This is a genomic window from Companilactobacillus halodurans (assembly GCF_009600985.1).
Lineage (GTDB): Bacteria > Bacillota > Bacilli > Lactobacillales > Lactobacillaceae > Companilactobacillus > Companilactobacillus halodurans.
The window spans coordinates 61,618-84,061 of record NZ_VDFP01000005.1; the positions used below are offsets into that span (position 1 = coordinate 61,618).

At 36.0% G+C, this 22,444-nt stretch carries 25 protein-coding genes; 19 read left to right on the top strand and 6 right to left on the bottom strand.

All coding sequences use genetic code 11. The features are described 5' to 3' along the window. Positions 1–13: 13 nt before the first annotated feature. Positions 14–916, bottom strand: coding sequence for a LysR family transcriptional regulator (locus FHL06_RS03830; protein WP_153384924.1), 903 nt, complete (start codon positions 914–916; stop codon positions 14–16). A 129-nt stretch (positions 917–1,045) separates the two neighbouring features. On the opposite strand from FHL06_RS03830, the gene FHL06_RS03835 reads away from it, so the two are divergent. From FHL06_RS03835 to FHL06_RS03865, 7 genes are all read left to right on the top strand, one after another. Further along, on the top strand, positions 1,046–1,426 hold the full coding sequence (locus FHL06_RS03835) for a hypothetical protein (RefSeq protein WP_153384925.1): 381 nt from the start codon (positions 1,046–1,048) through the stop codon (positions 1,424–1,426). A 16-nt stretch (positions 1,427–1,442) separates the two neighbouring features. After that, positions 1,443–2,186: an SDR family oxidoreductase gene (locus tag FHL06_RS03840; RefSeq protein ID WP_153384926.1), complete on the top strand. Its 744-nt coding sequence runs from the start codon at positions 1,443–1,445 to the stop codon at positions 2,184–2,186. Positions 2,187–2,201: 15 nt separating this feature from the next. Next, entirely contained in the window at positions 2,202–2,840 is a 639-nt protein-coding gene (locus FHL06_RS03845) for an NAD(P)H-binding protein (RefSeq protein ID WP_153384927.1), read from the top strand. Between the two features lie 10 nt (positions 2,841–2,850). Beyond that, positions 2,851–3,345 carry a YbhB/YbcL family Raf kinase inhibitor-like protein gene (locus FHL06_RS03850; protein WP_153384928.1) on the top strand — a complete coding sequence of 165 codons (495 nt, stop codon included), beginning with the start codon at positions 2,851–2,853 and terminating at the stop codon, positions 3,343–3,345. A 10-nt stretch (positions 3,346–3,355) separates the two neighbouring features. Beyond that, complete coding sequence (locus FHL06_RS03855; RefSeq protein ID WP_153384929.1) at positions 3,356–3,712, top strand: cyclophilin-like fold protein; 357 nt, start codon at positions 3,356–3,358, stop codon at positions 3,710–3,712. Further along, the gene (locus FHL06_RS03860; protein ID WP_162000253.1) at positions 3,713–4,369 is read left to right on the top strand and encodes an NAD(P)H-binding protein; all 657 of its coding nucleotides are present in this window, start codon (positions 3,713–3,715) and stop codon (positions 4,367–4,369) included. 164 nt (positions 4,370–4,533) lie between these two features. Beyond that, positions 4,534–5,772, top strand: a complete 1,239-nt coding sequence (locus FHL06_RS03865) for an acetate/propionate family kinase (protein WP_153384930.1) — start codon at positions 4,534–4,536, stop codon at positions 5,770–5,772. 69 nt (positions 5,773–5,841) lie between these two features. Here FHL06_RS03865 and FHL06_RS03870 read toward each other — a convergent pair whose 3' ends face one another. Further along, positions 5,842–6,990: an ArgE/DapE family deacylase gene (locus FHL06_RS03870; RefSeq protein ID WP_153384931.1), complete on the bottom strand. Its 1,149-nt coding sequence runs from the start codon at positions 6,988–6,990 to the stop codon at positions 5,842–5,844. A 302-nt stretch (positions 6,991–7,292) separates the two neighbouring features. On the opposite strand from FHL06_RS03870, the gene FHL06_RS03875 reads away from it, so the two are divergent. From FHL06_RS03875 to FHL06_RS03890, 4 genes are all read left to right on the top strand, one after another. Beyond that, entirely contained in the window at positions 7,293–7,925 is a 633-nt protein-coding gene (locus FHL06_RS03875) for a pentapeptide repeat-containing protein (protein WP_153384932.1), read from the top strand. A 107-nt stretch (positions 7,926–8,032) separates the two neighbouring features. After that, entirely contained in the window at positions 8,033–8,404 is a 372-nt protein-coding gene (locus FHL06_RS03880; protein WP_153384933.1) for a cupredoxin domain-containing protein, read from the top strand. A gap of 41 nt (positions 8,405–8,445) precedes the next feature. Continuing rightward, positions 8,446–8,724: a cupredoxin domain-containing protein gene (locus tag FHL06_RS03885; RefSeq protein ID WP_153384934.1), complete on the top strand. Its 279-nt coding sequence runs from the start codon at positions 8,446–8,448 to the stop codon at positions 8,722–8,724. Next, the gene (locus tag FHL06_RS03890; protein WP_153384935.1) at positions 8,724–10,649 is read left to right on the top strand and encodes a copper-translocating P-type ATPase; all 1,926 of its coding nucleotides are present in this window, start codon (positions 8,724–8,726) and stop codon (positions 10,647–10,649) included. Before FHL06_RS03885 ends, FHL06_RS03890 begins: the two co-directional genes overlap by 1 nt. Before the next feature lie 292 nt (positions 10,650–10,941). Here FHL06_RS03890 and FHL06_RS03895 read toward each other — a convergent pair whose 3' ends face one another. After that, positions 10,942–11,346, bottom strand: coding sequence for a MerR family transcriptional regulator (locus FHL06_RS03895; RefSeq protein WP_153384936.1), 405 nt, complete (start codon positions 11,344–11,346; stop codon positions 10,942–10,944). Between the two features lie 84 nt (positions 11,347–11,430). Between FHL06_RS03895 and FHL06_RS03900 the strand changes: the two genes are divergently transcribed. Then, on the top strand, positions 11,431–12,171 hold the full coding sequence (locus tag FHL06_RS03900; protein ID WP_153384937.1) for an SDR family oxidoreductase: 741 nt from the start codon (positions 11,431–11,433) through the stop codon (positions 12,169–12,171). A gap of 396 nt (positions 12,172–12,567) precedes the next feature. Here FHL06_RS03900 and FHL06_RS03905 read toward each other — a convergent pair whose 3' ends face one another. After that, a complete protein-coding gene (locus FHL06_RS03905) occupies positions 12,568–13,068 on the bottom strand; it encodes a GtrA family protein (protein WP_153384938.1) in 501 nt (166 codons plus the stop codon). 101 nt (positions 13,069–13,169) lie between these two features. Next, complete coding sequence (locus tag FHL06_RS03910) at positions 13,170–14,516, bottom strand: amino acid permease (RefSeq protein ID WP_153384976.1); 1,347 nt, start codon at positions 14,514–14,516, stop codon at positions 13,170–13,172. Between the two features lie 170 nt (positions 14,517–14,686). Between FHL06_RS03910 and mmuM the strand changes: the two genes are divergently transcribed. The 7 genes from mmuM (at position 14,687) to FHL06_RS03945 (ending at position 21,038) form a co-directional block, all read left to right on the top strand. Next, positions 14,687–15,637, top strand: coding sequence for a homocysteine S-methyltransferase (gene mmuM, locus FHL06_RS03915; protein WP_153384939.1), 951 nt, complete (start codon positions 14,687–14,689; stop codon positions 15,635–15,637). Between the two features lie 238 nt (positions 15,638–15,875). Beyond that, positions 15,876–16,682: a bifunctional hydroxymethylpyrimidine kinase/phosphomethylpyrimidine kinase gene (thiD, locus tag FHL06_RS03920; protein WP_153384940.1), complete on the top strand. Its 807-nt coding sequence runs from the start codon at positions 15,876–15,878 to the stop codon at positions 16,680–16,682. Continuing rightward, on the top strand, positions 16,672–17,172 hold the full coding sequence (locus tag FHL06_RS03925) for an ECF transporter S component (protein ID WP_153384941.1): 501 nt from the start codon (positions 16,672–16,674) through the stop codon (positions 17,170–17,172). The genes thiD and FHL06_RS03925 overlap by 11 nt, the downstream gene beginning before the upstream one ends. Before the next feature lie 22 nt (positions 17,173–17,194). After that, positions 17,195–17,746 (top strand): TIGR01440 family protein, encoded by a 552-nt coding sequence (locus FHL06_RS03930; protein WP_153384942.1) that lies wholly within the window; start codon positions 17,195–17,197, stop codon positions 17,744–17,746. A 158-nt stretch (positions 17,747–17,904) separates the two neighbouring features. Next, the gene (locus FHL06_RS03935; protein ID WP_153384943.1) at positions 17,905–18,627 is read left to right on the top strand and encodes an SDR family NAD(P)-dependent oxidoreductase; all 723 of its coding nucleotides are present in this window, start codon (positions 17,905–17,907) and stop codon (positions 18,625–18,627) included. An 84-nt stretch (positions 18,628–18,711) separates the two neighbouring features. After that, entirely contained in the window at positions 18,712–20,295 is a 1,584-nt protein-coding gene (locus FHL06_RS03940; RefSeq protein ID WP_153384944.1) for a cation:proton antiporter, read from the top strand. A gap of 71 nt (positions 20,296–20,366) precedes the next feature. Next, complete coding sequence (locus FHL06_RS03945; RefSeq protein ID WP_153384945.1) at positions 20,367–21,038, top strand: Fic family protein; 672 nt, start codon at positions 20,367–20,369, stop codon at positions 21,036–21,038. An 89-nt stretch (positions 21,039–21,127) separates the two neighbouring features. Here FHL06_RS03945 and FHL06_RS03950 read toward each other — a convergent pair whose 3' ends face one another. Next, positions 21,128–22,279 carry an MFS transporter gene (locus FHL06_RS03950; protein ID WP_153384946.1) on the bottom strand — a complete coding sequence of 384 codons (1,152 nt, stop codon included), beginning with the start codon at positions 22,277–22,279 and terminating at the stop codon, positions 21,128–21,130. Positions 22,280–22,444: the final 165 nt, after the last annotated feature.

Sequence of the window (22,444 nt, forward strand, 5' to 3'; positions counted from 1 at the left end):
TTTAAAAGTTATTTCAAGAATTCAATGATTTATAAATTTTAGAAAATTCTAGCAAAAATTTTTCTACGTTGCTGCCAGGGAATTTAGTAGTCAGAATACCATAAGGAACGGTAACGTCTGTTTCTAACGGAATTGAGACTAAATTAGGATGGATTCTCTTCCAAGGGGTTAGGGTAATGAGAGCCACATTTTCTTCGACAGCTTGATTGAAAGTATTCATATCGTAACGGCCATTAGTTTCAGAAATATTGATTTCTGGGAAGTCAGTAGCAATCGTTTGGCGGAGTTGGTCGCTTTTTTCGCTGATTCCCAAAGGAACACTGATGAGGGTCTGATTTTTTAAATCTTTAAAAGTTATTTGGCTTAATTTGGCTAGAGGATTGTCGCTTCTAACCGCAATTCCAAAATTATATTGGCCTAAGGGAAAAGCTCGAAAAGATTGTTTTAAAGTGGTGTTGTCAAAAGTTCCAACTATTAAGTCACACTGTTTACCTAACATGGCATATTCTCGATTACTGGACCGAAGGTCCTCTTGCAACTGCACGATGCGGATTTGAAAGTCTGACATCTGTGCAGTTATTTTTTTCCAAATTTCCATAAATGGATCAGCCGGATGCAAGATGGACGTGCCAACAGTAATAATTCCTTGTCCAGATAAGCCGACTTTTCTAGTTTCGTCAATTGCGGTATCTAAAAGACTTAAGATTTGTTGAATGTAGGGCAAGAATTTTTGACCCTCAGCTGTCAATTTGGTGCCAGTAGCAGTACGAACGAATAGTTTTAAGTTTAATTCATTTTCTAAGCGATTGATTTGTTTCATCACCGCTGTTCCAGAAATAAAACTCTCTTCGCCAGCTTTGGTAAAACTACCATAAGTACTAACTCTGATAAATGTTTGTAATTGCGAAATATCCATTATTCAAATCACTCCTTTTTTATAGTATAAACTTTTGGTTAATACTATATCAATTTATAGATTCTTCTAATTTCTTTTTATCCTCGTATACTGGTATTTGTAATCAAGAACGAATGCAGCGGAAAGGAAATGAGGATAATAAAGACTAAAGGAATACTTAGTACGCTTTTCTTTGTAGCAGTTTTGTTGTTTATCAGTTTCACAGTGGGTTCCAAGGCGAGTGAAATTGTTCAAGGCAGCTCCCAAAAAGAAATATCGACCAAAAATGTAGTTGGTACTTGGGTTAATCATCACGATAAGAATTTACATCAAAAAATCACCTTCACTAAGAATCATAAATGGCATGAGAATCAACATGATATAAAGAATATCTATTCCGGACATTGGAAGATTATTGGCAAGCGAACTATTAAGTTGACGCCGTATAACGAAAAAATAGTTTTTGATAAAAATAATTTCCACCAAATAAAGGTCGTAAATTATCATCACATTTTAAATAAGAAAAAATAACTAGGAGGACATTAATATGTCAGTAAAAAATAAAGTAGTTGTAATTACAGGAGCATCATCAGGTATTGGAGAAGCTACTGCTAAATTGTTAGCAAGTAATGGAGGTAAAGTTGTTTTAGGAGCAAGACGAGAAGAGCGTTTACAAAAAATCAGTGAAGAAATTAATAATGATGGTGGACAAGCTACTTATAAAGCCACTGATGTCACAAAGCCCGAAGATTTAAAGTCATTGGTAGAATTAGCCAAATCAAAATTTGGTGCCATCGATGTTATCTTCAATAATGCGGGAATCATGTTGACTTCACCAGTTAGTGAATTGAAAGTAGACGATTGGAATAAGATGGTCGATGTTAATTTGAAAGGTGTTCTTAATGGTGTTGCTGCAGTAATGCCAGACTTCACGGCTCAAAAACATGGTCAAATCGTAACTACATCTTCAGTTGCTGGTTTGAAAGGTTCAATTGGTTCCGGCGTTTATGGAGCAACTAAATTTGCGGTCAGAGATTTGATGGAAGTAATCCGTATGGAAAGTGCCCAGGAGAAAACTAATATTAGAACTGCTACTTTGTATCCAGCAGCTATTAATACTGAATTGTTGAAACACATTACTGATGACAATTCCAAACAAAGAATGGATAAATTTTATCAAGCCGTTGGAATCACACCTGATGCAATTGCACGTGTAGTTAACTTTGCAATTGATCAACCAGAAGATGTCAACGTTAACGAATTTACGATTTACCCAACTAAACAAGGCTAATTTAAAGGAGAATTTATGCAACGAGTAATTTTATTAGGTGCAACAAGCAATATTTCTAAGTATTTGATTCCAATGTTATTAGAAGAAACTGATTGTGAATTGACGCTTTTTGCCAGACAAGCTACCAAGAGGTTGACGCAGTATCAAGATAATCCACGAGTAACTTTGATTGATGGCAATTGGAATAATCAAGCTGATTTAGACAGTAGTATCGTTAATCAAGATATTGTCTATTTAGCCACCGGACATTTTATTGAAGCTAATGAAAATGTTGTTTCAGCCATGAAGAAAAATCACGTCAACAGATTGATTGTTGCTGGTGGTTTAGGGATTTATGATGAAGTAGCTGGTAAATTTGGTCAGTGGAATGCCAAAATGATGGGTGATTACACCGGAATTAAAAAGGCTGCAGCAGTTATTGATAATAGTGGCCTGAATTATATGTTCTTTAGAATGAGTTGGTTATACAATCAAGACAATAACTACAAATATCAAATTGTTCCTCAAGGAGAACCACTGAAAGGAACACAAGTAACTCGTCAAGCAGTTGCTAGATTGATTACAGATATTGTAGAAAAACCAACCTTATATAAAGCACAAAGTATCGGCGTTGTTGAACCAAATACAGAATGGGATAAACCATCTTTTTACTAAGGAGTAATTTATGGAAATTAATGTTGATTTAAATAACAGTTATCTACCAGATAAATATACTAAGTATTCCGATACGAAAGTCAGTGGTCAACCAGTAATATCTTTTCCAATTGAACTTGAAAATATTTCTCCAGACACTAAGTATCTGGCTATCAGTTTGATTGACTATGACGCAGTCCCACGGACGGGATTTCCATTTATTCACTGGTTAGCAAGCGATATTTCTGTGACAGAGATTATTCCAGAAGATTTCAGTCGAAAATTTTCTGGTCCGCAGGGCAAGAACAGTTGGTATTCACGCTTTTATGAATTGGATGATGAAAAAGTTATCAATCATTACGCTGGACCAACGCCACCGGACAAGCCTCATAATTATACGTTGACAGTTTATGAATTAAACAGCGCTACAGAATTAAAAAATGGCTTTTTCTACAATGAATTCTTAGATGCAATTAAAGATAAGACCATTTCTCAACAAGAAATTAAGTTACCAGCTAAAAACTAGGAGTAAATAAATGACAAAAGTTACATTAACAATTAATAATCAAAAATTATCAGCCGATTTTTTCGACAATGATACGTCCAAAGCTTTAATGGAACAGTTTCCTTTGAATGTGACGATGATGAATCTTTATTCACGTGAAATGACTTATCGTTTTAAAGAAGCTTTACCCGCAAAAAAAGCTAAAACTAGTGGTTATGAGGTCGGAGATATTGCTTACTGGGCACCTCGCCACAGTTTTGTGATTTTTTATAAGCAAACAGGAGAAGTTATTGGCGAATTGCAAAAAGTAGGCCACATTAAATCGGATGTTTCTCTTTTTAACGGTCTTGGTGATACCAAAATCAAATTTGAATTGGAGGAAAAATAAGTGACCAATGTTCTAATCCTTGGAGCTTACGGGAAAATAGCCCGAATCGTCGAACAAAATTTGTTAAATAACCCTAACTATCAACTGACATTATTTTTGCGCAATGCTTCGAGATTGAATATGAAAACAGCGACTAATGTTAAGGTCGTTGAGGGGGATGTTGCTAATAAAGCGCTCCTAGAAAAGTATATGTCTGGTCAAGATGTGGTTTATGCAAATTTAAATGGTCAAATGGAACGTTGGGCTCGAAATATTGTTCAAGCAATGGATGCCTCTCAAGTAAAACAATTGATTTGGATTACTGGATCAGGTCTTTATCATGAAGTTCCCGCTCCATTTGGATCTTGGGTCGAAAACTATGTTGGACATGAATCAAAAGAAGATACTAGACGTGGTGCTAAAGTGATTGAGACTAGCGACTTAAATTACACAATAATTCGTGCAGCTTACATGATAAATGCTGATGAAGTTGACTATGAATTAACCAAAAAGGGAGAAACTTTCAAGGGGACGATGATTTCACGTAAGAGTATCGCTGATTTTGTTGTGAAAATTATTGACCATCCTGAAGAATATATTCATGGAAGTTATGGTATCAGTAAACCAGGGACGGATGATAAATTACCTGAAATTCGAATGATGGAACACGATTTATAAGGATTACTTTTTTAGAAAAATTAATTTAAAGTGCAAAGTATCCCACTATTATCACCAACCACATGAAATAATGGTACGTTCCAATATTTGACAACGCTTACAAAAGATAATATATTTAAAGGTGTAGAGAAAATTTAATATCTTTTATTAGGTTGGTGGTATAAATGTCAAAGGTACTAATTGTCAACTCTGGTAGTTCAACTTTTAAATGGAAGCTGTATGGTTTGCCAGACGAAAACGTTATTTCTGAAGGTATGGTAGATCGCCTCGGCCAAGTAAATTCTGTTTTCGAAATTAATTTTAATGGAGACAAGATTCGTAAAAATGAAACAATTTTAACTCATGAAACAGCTGTAAAAGAAACTTTACAAATGTTGTTGAAGATAAATGCTATAAAAAGTTTAGATGAGATTTCTCGTGTGGGACATAGAGTCGTTGCTGGAGGAACAATCTTTAAGGATTCAGTTGTAATTACACCAAAGGTTGTCCAACAAATCAGTGATCTTTCAGAACTAGCCCCATTGCATAATCCTAGCCAAGTTGCTGGAATCAAAGCTTTTGAGAAACTCTTGCCAAAAGCAATTCAAGTGGCTGCTTTTGATACATCGTTTCATCAAACGATGAAGCCAGTTAACTATTTATACAGTGTTCCTTATGAATACTACAAAAAATATGGCGTAAGAAAGTTTGGTGCTCAAGGTATCAGCCATCGATATGTTTCCAACATGGCGGCCGATTATCTCAATAAGCCAATTGAAGACATGAAGATTATTTCTTGTCATCTCGGTAGCGGCGCTTCAATCGATGCCATTTCCGGTGGCAAATCAGTTGATACTTCAATGGGTTTCACCCCTGAATCAGGACTTACTATGAGTACACGTGCTGGTGATATTGATCCATCATTAGTTGCATTTTTGATGGAAAAGTTGAAAATCGACAAAGTCGAAGATATGGTGAAGATTTTAAATAATGATTCAGGACTTTTAGGACTTTCAGGTCTATCGCCAGATTTGCGCGATTTGTTGGCAGTTAAAGACACTAATGAGAGGGCTAATATAGCTATTCAAATCTACGTTAATCGCATTGTTAAATATATCGGTTCATATATTGCCTTATTAAATGGTATTGATGCTTTAATTTTTATAGCTGGAACTGGTGCTAATAATCCTGAAATTCGTTCTATGATCGTTGATAGCTTTAGATATCTTGGAATTAAACTTGATAAGAAGACCAACAAGGAAAGCAAGGGTATCAATAAAATCAGTGCGAAAGATTCAACTTGTGATGTTTTAGTCATTCCAACTAATGAGGAATTGATGATTCTAAAAGATGTTATTCGTTTAACAGGAACAACTGATGAAAATGATGAACAAGTGATTGAAAAAGAAGAAGTTACTAATTAATTTTAAAAAATAAGCTTCAGTAAATAGTCACATTGAAAGTGGCAAATTTACTGAAGCTTTTTATGTTAATTATTTTTCCAGAAATTCGATGAAGAGTTTTTGATAGATATCGATAAAGTCAAGAAACATTTGTTTATCAAGACTTTCATTAACTTGGTGTGGGGTATCGTTACCGGGACCAGCAATAATAAATGGGAAATCTTGAGGTTTTCCTTGAACTAAGTTTGAAGCATCAGTGACAGGAGAGATAGGTCCAATTTGAATGTCATCAGTTGCATATGGCTCCATCAATGTTTTGATAGCCTTAACCAAATAATTGTCGGCGTTCATCAAAACAGGACTTTCATTCATATAAATGTCAGTACTTATTTTTGCACCTTGATTATTGTATTTATTCATTAAATTATTTAATTCAGAAATAATTTTATCGTTATCATATTCAGGAATTGTCCGAGCATTAACTTCAGCTTCAGCATAATCGGGAATTGAGTTCACCTGAGTACCGCCCTTAATCAAAGTGGTATTAAAAATCAAAGGTCCCATCGTTTTTTGAGAAATTTTGTCGTCACGGAAAATTTTGTTAGCATCAAGCAATAGTCCCATTAAAGCATCAATAGCGTTGAAGCCATTCTCAGGCATTGAACTGTGACTAGCTTTACCCTTGGAGATGAACTTAATGTCCATTGATCCTTTTTCACCATAACCAATGTTATATCCGGAAGGTTCAGCAATGACTAAACCGTCGACATCCTTCATATAACCATCTTTTAAGAGATAACTCGAGCCTTCTTCACCAACTTCTTCACCCATGGTTGCCATTAAACGAATCGTTCCTGATTTTGGCAAATTTTGGTGATGCAATTCAATCATGGTGATGATTAAAGCTGTGAGACCAGATTTCATATCGGTGATGCCACGACCAAATAATTGACCATCCTTTTCGGTCATTTTAAAAGGATCAGTGTTCCAATCATCGCTATTACCGGCTGAGACGACATCCATATGACCAGAAATTCCTAAAACAGGTTTGCCAGAGCCAATTTCAGCTACTAAATTAGCGCGGTCACCGCGAACCTCTTTAATATCTGATTTGATATCGTACTTAGCCAACAGCTTTTGTAGATAAGTTGCGACCTCTTTTTCGTGGTCATTGACAGATTTTATTTCGATTAAATCTTTTAAAATATTTAAACGCTTTTGTTCATCTAAAAGTGCCATAATAAACTTCCTTTCACCAATGCAATTCTTCTTTTAAGATTAACATTATTTTACAAATTGTATGGATTTTAACTCTTGAAAAAAGTCCCTTTTTAAATACTCAAAAAAGCTGTTATATCGGGATTCAAATTAATTTTTGATTAGAAGATTTAATGATTGATGCCTTAGAAGTGGAATCTATTGAGAATTTCATGATTTTTGAAAATATTGGATACGTAAAACTAATTTCAGAGCCTACTTTTCTTCTAATTTATTATCGTTAGATTTCTGTTATTATCCTATTAGAAGAAAGAAGGTAAATTATGGAACATCCCAAAGTAGCAGCTGATTATTTAGAACCGGCCTCATTTTTTGATATTTATAACGAAGAAGATTTTTTCTTGAACAATTGTTTATTAAAGGGTGAGTTTATCGACCAAGAGAAAATTCAACGTCCTACACTAGAACAAGTAGTCGTCAATCACGTTACTTTTAGTTCATGTGACTTCAATAGAGCAGATTTCACCGATGTCATTTTTAAAAGTTGTGATTTATCTAACTGCCAATTAGATGAAGTAAGTTTTTATCGAGTTGAATTTCAAAATTGTAAACTGATAGGGACAAATTTTGACCAATCATATTTCAATAATGTCGTTTTTGAGAACTGCCGGATGGATATGGCAAATTTGAATCGAATGAATCTAAAAAATACAGACTTCGTTAACAGTTCTTTGAAGGATGTCAGTTTCAATGAAAACAAACTAGTTAAGACTCATTTTAGAAATTGTGAACTTACTAAACTTACAGCCCTCAACACGCCACTAAAGGGCATCGACTTGAGTGATTGCCAGTTCGAGACCATAGATTTAGATAGAAATTATCTACGAGGATTGCAAGTGAATGCTGAACAGGCGGTCTTTTTAGCCCAATATTTCCTAGACATCAAGATCAAATAATTGGATTTGGTCTTTTTTTTAATCTCTTCGGTTGACAAATGTAAACTAGAAGATTACTATAATTGACGTAGATTACATTTGTAAACAACAGTTGAGGAGGCAAATATATGACAAGAATAATCGTTTTAATCGTCGGTTTAGTAATTATTGGTTTTATTCTCTGGTGGTTCTTCGGCAAACACCAAGTAGCACAAGCCACAGCCAAGGTTTCTGATGATAACCAAAGCGTTGACGTTGAGGTCAATGGTGGTTATTCACCAGAAGTTATCACTTTGAAGAAAGATGTTCCGGCAGTTTTGAACTTCACGAGAAAAGATGCATCGAGTTGTTTGGATCGAGTTGTTTTTTCTGATTTTGGTATCAACAAGGAATTACCACAAAATGAAGAACAAAGCATTCAAATTGATACATCTAAACCCGGTGAATATCAATGGGCTTGTGGAATGGATATGTTCCACGGCAAGTTAATTATTAAGTAATAAATTTCAATAAATAAATGGATTAATGAGGAGAAAAGATTATGGCTAAGTCACAAAATGTACAAAAGGTTAACGTAAATGTTGCAGGTAAGTATGAACCAGAGGTTGTTAATTTAGAAAAGGGCGTTCCCGCAGAACTCACTTTTACTAGAACTAAGGACCAAGGTTGCTTAGATGTCGTTCACTCAAAGGATTTGGATTTTGAAACAGAGTTGCCACTAAATGTTTCGCAAACAGTTAATATTCCAACTGATAAGAGTGGCGAATTCGACTTTAGTTGTGGAATGGACATGTTCCACGGAAAGGTAGTGATTAAATAATGACAATTACTAAGCGTTTCTGGATTGCGCTGATCTTCTCAATCCCAATGCTGATTGGTATGATTTTGATGCCATTTGGCATAGCTTTGCCAGGTGGCGCTATTACACAGTTTGTTTTAACGACAATCGTTATGTTGGTCGCTGCCCGTCCCTTCCTGCAAAGTGCTTGGGCTTCATTTAAAAAGCATCATTCCAACATGGATACTTTAGTAGCGATAGGAACAGCTACAGCCTACATCTACAGTGTTTATGCGATGTTGACGAACCAAGCGGTTTTCTTTGAAAGTGCCGCTTTCGTGGTTACTTTCGTACTTTTGGGACAAGTCTTTGAAGAGAGAATGCGTAACAATGCTTCAAATGCCATCGAAAAATTGGTCGATTTACAAGCCAAAGAGGCTGAAGTATTGCGTGATGGCAAACTAGTGAAGATTCCACTAGAAGAAGTTGTCACAGGTGATTTAATCAAAGTAAAACCTGGTCAAAAGATTGCTGTTGATGGTGTTATCACTGACGGCAGTTCGACGGTCGATGAATCGATGGTCACTGGTGAAAGTATGCCGGTCGCAAAGAAAGTCGGCGACAAGGTTATTGGTTCAACAATGAATAGTAACGGAACTTTCATGTTTAAAGCACAAAAGGTTGGTTCCGATACGATGCTTTCCCAAATTGTCGAGTTGGTTAAGAAGGCTCAAAATAGTCACGCTCCAATTCAAAATTTGACTGATAAAGTTTCTGAGATTTTCGTTCCCGCTGTTTTGATTTTATCAATTGCGACGTTCTTAGTTTGGTACGTTTTCCTCGGTGCTACGTTAGCTAATGCCTTGATCTTTGCGGTCTCCGTGGTTGTTATCGCATGTCCATGTGCTCTAGGTCTTGCTACACCAACTGCTTTAATGGTTGGAACTGGTCGTGGTGCCAAAATGGGTATCTTAATCAAGAATGGTGAAGTTTTGGAAGAAGTTAACGATGTTAAGACTGTTGTCTTCGATAAAACTGGTACTATCACCAAAGGTAAGCCTGAAGTAACAGATATTATCGGTAACGAGAACCAAGTTCTAAAAATCGCTGCTGCTTTGGAAGAATCTTCAGAACATCCTTTAGCTACTGCTATTTTGAATCGTGCTAAAGATATTGCGGCTCCAAAAGCCAGTGATTTCAAGGCCATTGAAGGTAAGGGTGTCTCAGCTGTTGTTGATGGCAAAAATGCCTTTGTCGGAAATGATAAATTACTCGACGATGTAAAAATTGACGATGATTTAACTTATAAGATGACTCGTTTACAAGATGAAGCTAAGACAGTTGTCTTTGTTGGATTAGATAATAAGATTATCGGTTTGATTGCTATTCAAGATGCTCCTAAAGAAACTTCTAAAGAAGCTATCGCTACTTTGAAGAATCGTGGTTTGAGAACAGTTATGTTAACTGGTGACAATCAACGTGTCGCTAAAGCTATTGCCAAAGATGTTGGAATTGATGAAGTCATCGCTGACGTCTTGCCAGGTGACAAAGCTGACCACGTTGAAGATTTGCAAAAGAATGGTAAAGTTGCCTTTGTCGGCGACGGTATCAATGATGCTCCAGCTCTAACAATGGCTGATGTCGGAATTGCCATGGGTTCAGGAACTGATATTGCCATTGAATCTGGTGGTATCGTCTTGATGAAAAATGATCTTCGCGATGTTGCTAAAGCTTTGGAACTCAGTCGCAAGACCTTCAATCGTATCAAGTTGAATCTTTTCTGGGCCTTTGTCTACAACGTCCTAGGAATTCCAGTGGCTGCCGGTTTGTTCTATGCTATTGGTTTGACTTTGAGTCCTGAATTAGCTGGACTAGCAATGGCCTTCAGTTCATTGTCAGTTGTCACAAGTTCAGTCTTGTTGAATAGAGCTAAGATTTCAACAGGTGATAATGTCAAAGTCGCTTAGAAATTGAAGAATTGTTAGCATGATATCTCAAAACTCCATATCCTTTTGTATAATTGATAGTTACGGATACTATCAGTACCAACAGTTGTGTATTTCAATTAAATATATTGAGACATAAGCCTTGATTTAAAAATAAGAACGAGATGATAATTCTAATTATTGGAGTTATCATCCCGTTCTTTTGTTTTAAATATAGAAATTCAAATGACTTAAAAGCCTCTCAACTACTTAAGAATTTTAGTGATTCATTCAAGGACAAATAAAAATCGACTTTTGAGTTCCTTGAAGAATTTCATAATGATTCAGCTTTTTCTTGAACATATTTTTCAGTTCCATCAGCAATAGCTTCTTTATAGTAGTCACATTTCCATCTTATTTCATCCAAGGTTCTATGCAAATCTTCAATCTGAGAATTGACTTGTTTTTCTCTGTCTAAGAAGAATTCAAGGCGTTTTTTTAAAGTGGAATCACCTTGCTCAATCAATTGAATATATTTCTTTATTTCTTTTATCGGCATGCCAGTCCTTTTTAAACATTCAATTGATTGGATGGTATGAATATTAGATGAACTGAAAATTCTTTCGCCATTATTATTTCTGTTTAGATTAGGAATAAGATTCTGTTGATCATAGTACCGGATTGTTGGTTTAGTTAGATGAAACTTTATTGCTACTTCATTAATTCCATAAAATTTCATAATAAATATACTTCCTTATTCTTGCGTTAAAGTGCACTTTAATGTTTATACTGTATCGTATCAAGAATATTGGAGGAAGTAAATATGAGCTTAAAAGATAAAGTAGTTATTATTATGGGTGCATCAAGTGGTATGGGCGCTGCTACGGCTAACCTACTAGCCCAAGAAGGAACTAAATTGACAATTGCTGCACGAAGATTAGATCGTCTAGATGAAATAAAAGCTAATAATTCCGGAGCCAGTATTTTGGCCATGAAAGCCGATGTAACTAATATTGATGATGTTAAAGCAGTAGTTGACAAAACTGTTGAAACTTATGGTCGAGTTGATGTTATGTGGAATAATGCTGGAATAATGCCTGTCAATGAGCTCAGAAATAGTGCTCGGACAGAATGGGATAATCTCATAAATATTAATATTCACGGTGTTCTCAATGGGATTGATGCTGTTCTACCAACAATGATTAAACAAGGTTCAGGCCATATTATTTCAACAGATTCCGTTGCTGGCCTAGTCACTCATGCTAAATTCGCTGTTTATGCCGGAACCAAAGCAGCTATTCGCTCTATCATGGAGGGACTTCGTCAGGAGGAAGGTAAGAATGGTATTAAGTCCACAACCATTTATCCTGGTCAAGTTGCAACTGAACTTGGAAATTCGATTAATAATAAAGCTTTGCGTAAGCAGATTTCGTCTGATATTAAACAACCATCGATGACTGTTCTTAAACCTGAGGAAATTGCTAAAACAGTATCATTCATAATTGACACACCTGCAAACATGTCCATCAATGAGTTAGTTATTCGTCCAACTGCAGAATTATAGATAATAAATAGTGGATGATAGTTGAAATAAGATAAAACTCGAATAATTTTTAAACGGCTGTATTCTAGTATTTACCTGAATTACAGCCGTTTAGTGTATCTAATTGACCTTTATTATTGAGTGCACCAGACGTATAAGCCGTTCTTTGGTCCGTATAGACAATGGTAGTTGCGTTACTAGTGATTTCAAACGTCTTTTTATCAATATTATATGATTTACAAAATGCTTATTTAGATAGATTGGAAGAATAAAAAATCTTTGAGAATATTAAATTTACCCTCCAAAAGTGTCTTGTTCTAAGCATAAAAAATCCTTCTATGAAAGCCAGATGAATTTATATTATTTCATCTGACAACCATAAAAGGATCAGCTCAATTGATTATCAGGCCTATTTTGCTAATGTCTATTTTTAAAAATAAAGAATTTCGAAAGAATATAGTTACCAATAATTGCTAAGATTTGACCAACAATTTTTGAACCAGTTCCATTAGCACTAAGTAATGAAATACCGACCCAAAGCGTGGCACTTTCAATTAAGTAAGTTAATATTCTGGTTCCATAAAAGACCAACATTTCAGCCAAAGCGGTATTGGATTTGTGGCGAAAGACGATGATTCGATCGACCCAAAATCCGACTTGAACCCCTAAGAACCAAGCTATAATGTTAGCAAATTGATAATTTAAATGAAACATGTGATAGAGAATGAAAAAAGTACCAAAATTTACGATAACTGAAATTATTCCCCACAGTAGATAACGAACGGCTTGTTTGCCGTTGCTTTCTTCGACTGGATCTTTTTGTTCTGGAAAGACTGGTTCAGCGTCATTAATTCCCTCAGAAACATCATCGATAGCTTTATCCAATGGAGTTTCTTTAACGTCATTTTTCTTATTCATTATTAATTAAGCTCCCCCATATATTTGCATGTAACTCAATTGTGTCTACTTAAATATTAAACCTTTTTATATATGGGAAGACAAATTTTGTGACTTATTTATCAATTACGACGCTTTTTCAAATATTCTTTGCCATAGTAAACGCCGTAGCAAATAATCAAGAAGGGAATCATATAGAACAAGGCTGAACGCTGATTGGGGTCAAAAACAATCAAGATACAAGACAACAGACTCATAATAAAGGCTGCCCAAGGCACGATTGGATACCAAGGCGTCTTAAATTTCAGCTCCGATAAATCGTGTCCAGATTTGAGAAAATTTTTACGGAAGTTGATTTCTGATAAAGCGATGGCCATCCAAACAATGACTACTGCTAGTCCGGAGATGGACACAAGGACTAAATAGACGGTTGAGGCTGCTACAACGCTTGAGACTAAGGCAAAAATTCCACCAATCATACTCAAACAAAGAGCCAACATCGGAACATCGTGTGAATTAGTTTTGGCATATTTTAAAGGAATCATGCCTTCGTGAGCTAGTGACCATAACATTCTGGTTGAAGCGTAAAGTCCGGAATTGGCAGCTGATAAAATGGCTGTTAAAACGACGAAGTTCATCAAATCGCCAGCAAAGGGCAAACCGATGCTATTGAAAACGAGCACGAAAGGACTTTGATTGACCCCGGCCTTTTGCCAAGGAATCAAGGCTGACATGACAACGATGCTGCCGATAAAAAAGATTACTAGACGTAAAAGAGTCGTATGAATTGCTCGAGGAATATTCTTTCCTGGGTCTTTTGTTTCGCCAGCTGTTACTCCAATCAATTCGGTTCCGGAAAAAGCAAAGTTCACCGTCAACATTGTGGTAAAGACAGCTTTAAAGCCGTTAGGAAAGAGACCATCTTTGAAGAGATTGGTAAATAAAGGTGCGTGAGTAGTTCCTTTAATAGGAATGACACCAAAAATTGCTAAAAAGCCAACGATAATAAAGATGACAATGGCGATAACTTTGATACTGGAAAACCAAAATTCGGTTTCGGCAAAAAAGCGTACTGATAAAGCATTTGAGATAAAAATCACTGCCATGAACAAGGCACTCCAAATCCAGGTAGGTGAATTGGGGAACCATTGACGCATAATTAGTCCTGCAGCAGTAAATTCAGAACCTAAAGCAACTGTCCAAGTCAGCCAATATAAAATGGCGACAGTAAAACCAGTTCCTGGTCCAATGTAGCGGTCAGCATAAACGTGAAAAGATCCTGTTTCCGGCATGGCGACCGACAATTCTCCTAAACACAGCATGACTAAATAGACAACAACGGCACCAATGCCGTAAGCTAAAATCGTCCCGATTGGTCCGGCTTCATGGATGGTATAACCAGAACTCAAGAAGAGCCCGGTTCCAATAACGCCGCCCAAGGAAATCATGAACAAATGTCGTGCTTCCATGTTGCGTTTTAATTTAATATGAGTTTTTTCTGTGGTAGTTTCTGTAGATTCCAACCTTCTCCTCCTTGTGTTACCCTTAAAATTAGAATAAAATTAAAAAAAGTTTAATCCTTATAATAGTCCACATTATTTTGTATAGCAAGATACTAAGAGAAATGGGAGATGTTAGTTTGCGTGATTTGATTTCAGAAGATTTAGAAAATAAAAAGGGTTTGGTAGTCGATGGAGCAATGGCAACCGAACTAGAAAAGCATGGCGTAGAGACAAATAATGATCTCTGGTCAGCGACAGCGCTGATTAAGAATCCTGAAGCTATCACTGCTGTACATAAGAGTTACTTTCAAAGCGGGGCTGATATTGCTATTACTAATACTTATCAAGCCAATGTCAAAAAATTTGAAGAATTAGGTTTAAGTGAAGAAAAAAGCAAGAATCTGATTGTTCAAGCAGTAAAATTAGCTCAAAAGGCACGCGCGGATTATTTTGATGCACTACCTAAAGCAGAACGTCAAAAAAGAGCACCACATCCTTTAGTTGCTGGTAGCGTGGGTCCTTATGGAGCATACTTAGCTGATGGCAGCGAATATCGAGGCGACTACGATTTGACGCAAACTCAATACCAAGATTTTCATCGCCAAAGAATGCAACTGTTAGATTCTGCGGGAGTCGACTTGTTCGCCTTTGAAACGCAGCCTAATTTTGAAGAGGCCAAGGCGTTAGTTGATCTTTTGGTGAAAGAATTTCCAGAACAACACGCATGGCTCAGCTTTAGTATCAAAGATACGGAAACATTGTGTGATGGAACATCATTATTTGAAGCTGTTCATTATTTCGATGAGGTCAAACAACTATCTGCCATTGGAGTCAATTGCACTACTTTAGAAAATATTGAAGAGACAGTTAAGAATATTCGGTCAGTGACTGACAAAAATATTATCGTTTATCCTAATAATGGCGATATTTACGACCCCAACACGAAAACTTGGCAAAATAATCCTCAAGCTGACACTTTCAGCGATTTAGTTCCTAAGTGGCTTGAAGCAGGTGCCGATTTAATCGGTGGCTGCTGTCGGACGACTCCGGAAGATATTCAACAAGTTTCAGAAATTGTTAATTGCTAGACACTATATATAGTAAAATAATTAAAATCTCCTACAAGATGTTCCATGTGAAACATTTGGTGGGAGATTTTTTTGTAATAATCAATAAAAATAAAAAATTTACACATGGTTTACAAGACAATATCTCATTTATACTGGAGTTATAGAGTCAGCTATGATAAGTTTTTTGTAATTAATCAGTTTGATTTTCATTTGATGGTGACTTGTAAATTTTTTCGAGAATATGGAGGGTGCTTTTTTGGAAAATGTTTTGACGATTGCCGGTTCAGATAGTTTGGCTGGTGGCGGATTAGAAGCTGATTTGAAAACTTTTGAAGAATTAGATACATTTGGTTTAAGCGTCGTTACCAGTATCGTTTCGATTCAAAAAAATGGGATTGCTATTTATCAAGAACCCATTTCTGTCATCGAGCAACAATTGGATTCGGTCCTAAATAATTTACCGATTCATTATTTAAAAACGGGTTTGCTAGGGGATTTAGCTACCTTAAAGTTGCTCACTAGTAAATTACGTCAAAGAAATCAAAAGATGGTCGTTGATCCAGTGTTAGTTTTTAAAGAGGGCGATGCGGCCATTGAAAAAGACTATCTAGATTATTATCGTCAAAACTTTTTGCCAATGGCATATCTAAGTACGCCTAACCTAGACGAAGCTGCCAAGTTGAGTGGAATGCACAAATTAAAAAGTCGAAGCGATATTCAATTGGCAGCAGAAAAAATTCAAGCTTTCGGCTGTAAAAATGTTGTTATAAAAGGTGGCAGTCGTCTTCCAGGTGAAATTGCACTAGATTACGCTAAGTTAGGTCAAGACGAGTATTGGTTAGAGGATACAAAAATTTTGACGGGTGCTATTGATGGTGCTGGCTGTACTTTTTCCGCTGCAATTACCGCACAACTTGCTCAAGGCGAATCTTTGATTTCTTCGATTAAATTTGCGAAAGAATTCGTTCATCTTGGGATTGAAAATGGGATTATCGTTAACAAAAAATTAGGCAACGTTTGGCAAGGCGCCTATCGACAAAAGAGGATAAATCATGGGGCATAGTTCAGTTAAAACAATCAGTTTGATTGCAATTTTGACGGCATTAACAGTGGGGATGTCATTGTTAGTCGTGATTCCGATTCCTAATACTAAAGGGATGGTGACCTTATGCGAGGTCGGAATTTTTACTAGTGCCATTCTGTTCAAAAATCCGGTTGGCTTTTCAGTCGGCGCTATCAGTGGCTTTTTAATCGATATTATTTCGGGTTTTCCCGTTTGGTGCCTTTTTTCATTAGTTATCCACGGTCTGGAAGGTTTTGTGGTAGCATATTTAGTACCGAAGGAAGATAAATCCATCAAAAAAATTATTTTGCCGTTACTCTTAGGCAGCATAATTATGGTCGTCGGTTATTGCTTAGCTACTATTTTACTGTTTGGAATAGCCGCCGGCTTAGCTTCAATCATTGGAAATATTTTTCAAGTTGTTTTCGGACTAGTCGTGACGCTTCTAATCGTCAAAAGTCTGGCTAGGTTCAGCAGAGTTATAAATTAAATACTTTGGGGGGATTTTAAAAATGGATTTAGAAAAAATTAATACACAGTTAACAACAATCGTAGATGATGTCTTGGCTGCAGCCAATTTAGAGGAGAATGACCTATTTGTCTTAGGATGTTCTACTAGTGAAATCGTCGGCGGCACTATTGGCAAGGAATCTAGTCCAAAAGTCGGTGAACAAGTCATCAAGACTTTGATTTCTGAATTAAAGCCTAAAGGGATTCATTTGGCTGTTCAAGGTTGTGAACATATCAACCGCAGTTTAGTAGTTGAAAGAAAAGTTGCTAAAGAAAAGGGCTTTGAAATTGTTTCAGTCGTTCCAGCTTTGCATGCTGGTGGAGCAGCCTCAATCGCTGCTTTTAAACAATTTGATGACCCAGTTGAAGTTGAACATGTCGTTGCTCAAGCAGGATTAGATATTGGCGATACTTCAATTGGGATGCACGTTAAGTTCGTTCAAGTACCGGTTCGTCCAAGTTTAGACCAATTAGGTTCAGCTCATGTAACAGCTTTACGCTCTCGTCCTAAATATGTTGGTGGTCCAAGAGCCAATTATGATCCAATTAAATAGAAAATTAAAAAGCCTTTGAGAAGATTTTTCTTTTCAAAGGCTTTTTGAATACCATCGATAACTTTTTTTTATATTCCATTATCGTAAATAAGTATTTAACCAATCTTAGTTTGTTAATTATACTGATTATTAATAAGTAAATAGTTGGAGGTAGAAAAATGGCAAAAATTTTTGTAACAGGTTCAACGACTGGCTTAGGATTTTTGATAGCCAAAGATTTAATAGCTAAGGGTAACGAAGTAATTTTACATGCCCGAAATGATGCTAAAAAGACAAAGGTTGAAAAAGAATTACCAAAAGCAAAGGCTGTGGTTGTCGGTGATTTGAGTTCAATTTCTGAGGTAAAGAGTATTGCCGACCAAGTTAATAAATTAGGGACGATGGATGCCATCATTCAAAATGCGGGCGTCTATAATAATGACTCGAAAATGACTTTCGATGTTAATGTCTTAGCACCTTATTTGTTAACAGCCTTAATCAATAAACCAAAACGAATGGTTTATACTTCATCAGGTATGCATCAAGGTTCGAGTTTAAATCTGGATGATTTAGAAAATGAAACTAGTTATTCATCATCCAAATTACAAGTCATATTATTGATGAAACAAGTGGCCAAAAAGTGGCCTGATGTGGCGGTCAATTCAGTTGATCCCGGTTGGGTGCCAACGCGAATGGGTGGAAAATTTGCCAATGACGATTTGACAATGGGATATACGACTCAGATTGAGTTAGCAACTGCCGAAAAATATCAAAAGACGACTGGTCATGATTTCCATCATTTAAGAATAGCTTCCTATGATAAACGAATTGATGATGAAAAAATACAAACTGAATTTATCGAGAAATTAGTTGAAATGACAGGCATCAAAATACCTGATTAAAAATTTGGTGACAATATCTTTTAATACAGGAATTATCCCGCTTGTGCTATATTTAAAGCGATTTAGTTCAAGGGGGAACCAGCTATGGAAATGATGATTTCAACTTTTATTATCACTTTGGCAGCAGTCATCAGTATTTTTTTGGCACAAGCCTTTCAAAAAGTATCAGTTAGTTATTTTAGTATGCTGATTGGAGGAATTGTCGCTTTAATTCCTGCTTTAGGGAATCATATTGAGAATTTTAGCTCAGAAATATTTATTGGCTTGATTGTTGCACCATTGTTATTTTTTGAAGGACAGGCTACTAGACTGAATTTAGTTGGCAAAGAATTCAAGCACATTGTTCAAACAGCACTCTTTTTAGTTGTTTTGTGTATGATAGCAGCTGGATTTAGCGTTTGGTTCATTGGTGATTTGAGTTTGCCGCTAGCTTTTATTTTGGCAGCAATCAGTACCCCAACTGATGCGACAGCCTTGGATTCAGTGAGCAATGGTTTAAAAACCCCGAACACAACTGGAACTTTTTTAAAATTGGAGTCGCTTTTCAATGATGCGACCGGTATTATTTTGTTAAATATGACAGTTTTATGGTATGTCAACGGCTATATCGATTATGGAGAAACGATTTTAGACTTCTTGATTTCTGCTGTTGGTGGAGTTTTGTTTGGTTTCTTAGCAGCTTTTGTGATGGTTTTATTTCGTCAAGTTTTATTGAGAACTTCGTTTAATTCATTGAACGCGCAAAACATTCTTTATATTATTACGCCATTAATTATTTACTATTTGGCTGAAAAAATTAGTGTTTCTGGGATTATTGCCGTAGTCTGTGCAGGATTAGTTCACAACGCTGAAGCTCAGCGGACTAAATTGACGAATGCACCTCAAGTTCAACAAGGTTTTGGTTTGGTTTCAATGATTACCGAAATTTTTAACAGTATGGTCTTTGTGATTTTAGGATTCATGTTCGTTAAAATTCTTAGTGATGAAAAGATTACTACTAATTCTTTGAATTGGATTTTTATTGGGATAATCTTATATCTGGTTAGTTTAGTGATTCGTTATTTCTATGGTTGTTTACGACTAAAATTGAAGAATCGTTCAGCTTGGATATTCTCATTAGGCGGCGTTCATGGAGCCGTGACGTTAGCCTTAGCCTATACTTTAGCTGAGGCCCACGTGAAGACGGGTGATTTCAATTTAGTTTTAATGTCGGAAAGCGTTTTGATAATTTTGAGCTTGATTGTGCCGACAATTATTTTTCGATTTATTTTGCCTAAAGACGTTTCCAATACGGAAATTTCGCAAGAGGTCACGCAATTGCGGCAAAATATGGTTCATCGAGCAGTCGAAGCTGTTAATCAGATGTATCTGCCTGACAATGTGAAGCAATCGGTCATTTATGATTTGAGAAGTCAAAAGCAGCGGACAAAAACGAAGGATTTTATGAAGGCCTGGTTAGATGTAGTCAGACATCCAGAATTTACCGGACCTGAAAAGGAATTGGAAATGCGAGCATTTATGAATGCTTTTTCCAAAGAGCGGGCTTATTTAGATATGATTTCGCAAAGTGAAATTAAGTATCAAGATTATGTTTATGACTTATATAATGAGGTTCTTTTAGCGGAAACTTTGGTGATTGAACCCTTAAAAGAAAGTGATGATGTTTGAAAAATGCCTTAGTTTCATTGTTATAATAGGCTTCTAAAGAACAACAACTAGTTGGCGAAAGCAGGATCAATATGGAATATAATGACAAATATCATTTAACTAAAGATCAAAATCGTCGTTTTGCTCGCATGAATTTTACTAGACTAGTCCATACGAATGCAAGATTTGAAGGTATCAATACGACACTTCCTCAGACACAAACAATTATGGATGGAATGGGAGTCGATGGCGTTGATATAGATGATATCAATACCATCGTACAGATAAAAAGAGGCTGGCAATTAATTACTGAAAGTGACAAGTCATTGAGTTTAGAATTTGAAAAAAATATCAATAAAATCGTTGCTAAAAATGATGCACTGGTTCCTGGTGAATTTAGATCAGGTCAAGATACAGTTGATATTGGTTTGGATGAAGACCTTGTTCCTGATATGGTAGATATCTCTAAAGAAGAAAAATATTTGAATCAATTAATGGAGTCCAATTTATCAGTAACTGAAAAGTCAATTAGAGTTATGTATCATAATATGCGGGGTCAACTTTTCTGGGATGGTAATAAACGAACAGCAACCCTTATCGCAAATAAGTTGATGATTGATAATGGAGCAGGGTTGATTAATGTGCCTCTTAATTTATGGACACAATGGAACAAATTAATCACTGACTACTATCAAACCAATAAAGTAGATGATTTGTTGAAATGGACATACACTAATGCAATACAAGGAATAGATATAAAATAATATTACACATAAATTTACTAAAAAAAGTCGAGACAATTAATACATCTTCAAATAGATGTAAAAGTGTCTCGACTTTTTGAATAAGCTTTTTAAGCTAATAATTTTCGATTATACCAATAAACTAGGACGATTAGAGGTAAAGTTATCATCATTATAGGATAGAACCATGCTATTGGTAAGAAATTACTGATTAAACCACCAGTAATAGGACCAAGCGACATCCCTAAATCAACTCCGATAAAGAAAGTACTGTTGGCAATCCCGTGTTCATCAGGATTAACGACCATCAAAGCTTTAGCTTGACAGATTGAAAACATCAGACCATACCCAACAGCTAATCCAGTGGTACTGACTAGTAAAAAGAACCAGTTAGTCAAATGAGTTAAACCAATCAGTCCAATAAAATTACCGATTAAACTCATCCATAAAAATTTATGGAAGGGGACTCGGTCAAAGAGATCACGCATTACTAATCGCAAGACTAGTAAAATAACTGCATAAATTGGAAAGAAAATTTCCGCGGAGACATTGAAGTGACGCTGTGCAATATAACTTACGATGTAAGTTTGACTGGCAAAATATGGCAATGAAAATAGCAATAATATGATTGCGATTGGAACAACTCGTGGTTGCACAATCCTTAATTGGTGCGGTTTAGAAGATTTAGAACTTTTCGTAGGTAAGCCTTTATTGGTCACGAATTGAATCATGATTATTAATAATAAACTGCAAGTTGCTGCCACCCAAAAAGCTGATTGATGACTGACATGTTGGTAAAGATAAATACTGATTGCAGGACCACAAGCCATACCTAGAGCATTAGCTAAACCATAGATTCCCATTCCGGCACCAACACGAGTGGGTGGGAGTAAGTCAGCAATCCAAGTCGACATACAAACAGAACAAAGAGTGTATCCTAATCCATTAATAATTCTTAAAAAAGTTATTAAAGCAATATTAGTCGTTAGACTGTAACTGAAATTAGCAATCAGTAAAAAAGAAGCCCCAATCATGGTCAACTGATATTTAGAAACTCGATCAGTTAAATTTCCCGCGATTGGTCTTAAAAGTAATGAAGTAATATTCATAATTCCAGCAACTAAACCGGCGATGGCACTAGTAGCACCAACGCTTTGTGTGAATTGAGCGATAATCGGCGTAATTAACATCGAACTCATCATGTAAAAGAAACTGGCAATTAGAACTAAGACCACATTAGGTGTGTATAAACGATCTTTCATAATATGATTCACTTTCTAGAACTTAAAAAAATAGTGATTATTTCTCCAAATCCCGCTTAATAGATTGATGTATCAAAATGCGAGGATTCTAAATGAATTAAGAAGTCTTTTGATACAGCATGATTTCCATTATATTCCAAATTAATCTGGCAATGAACCTTTCAC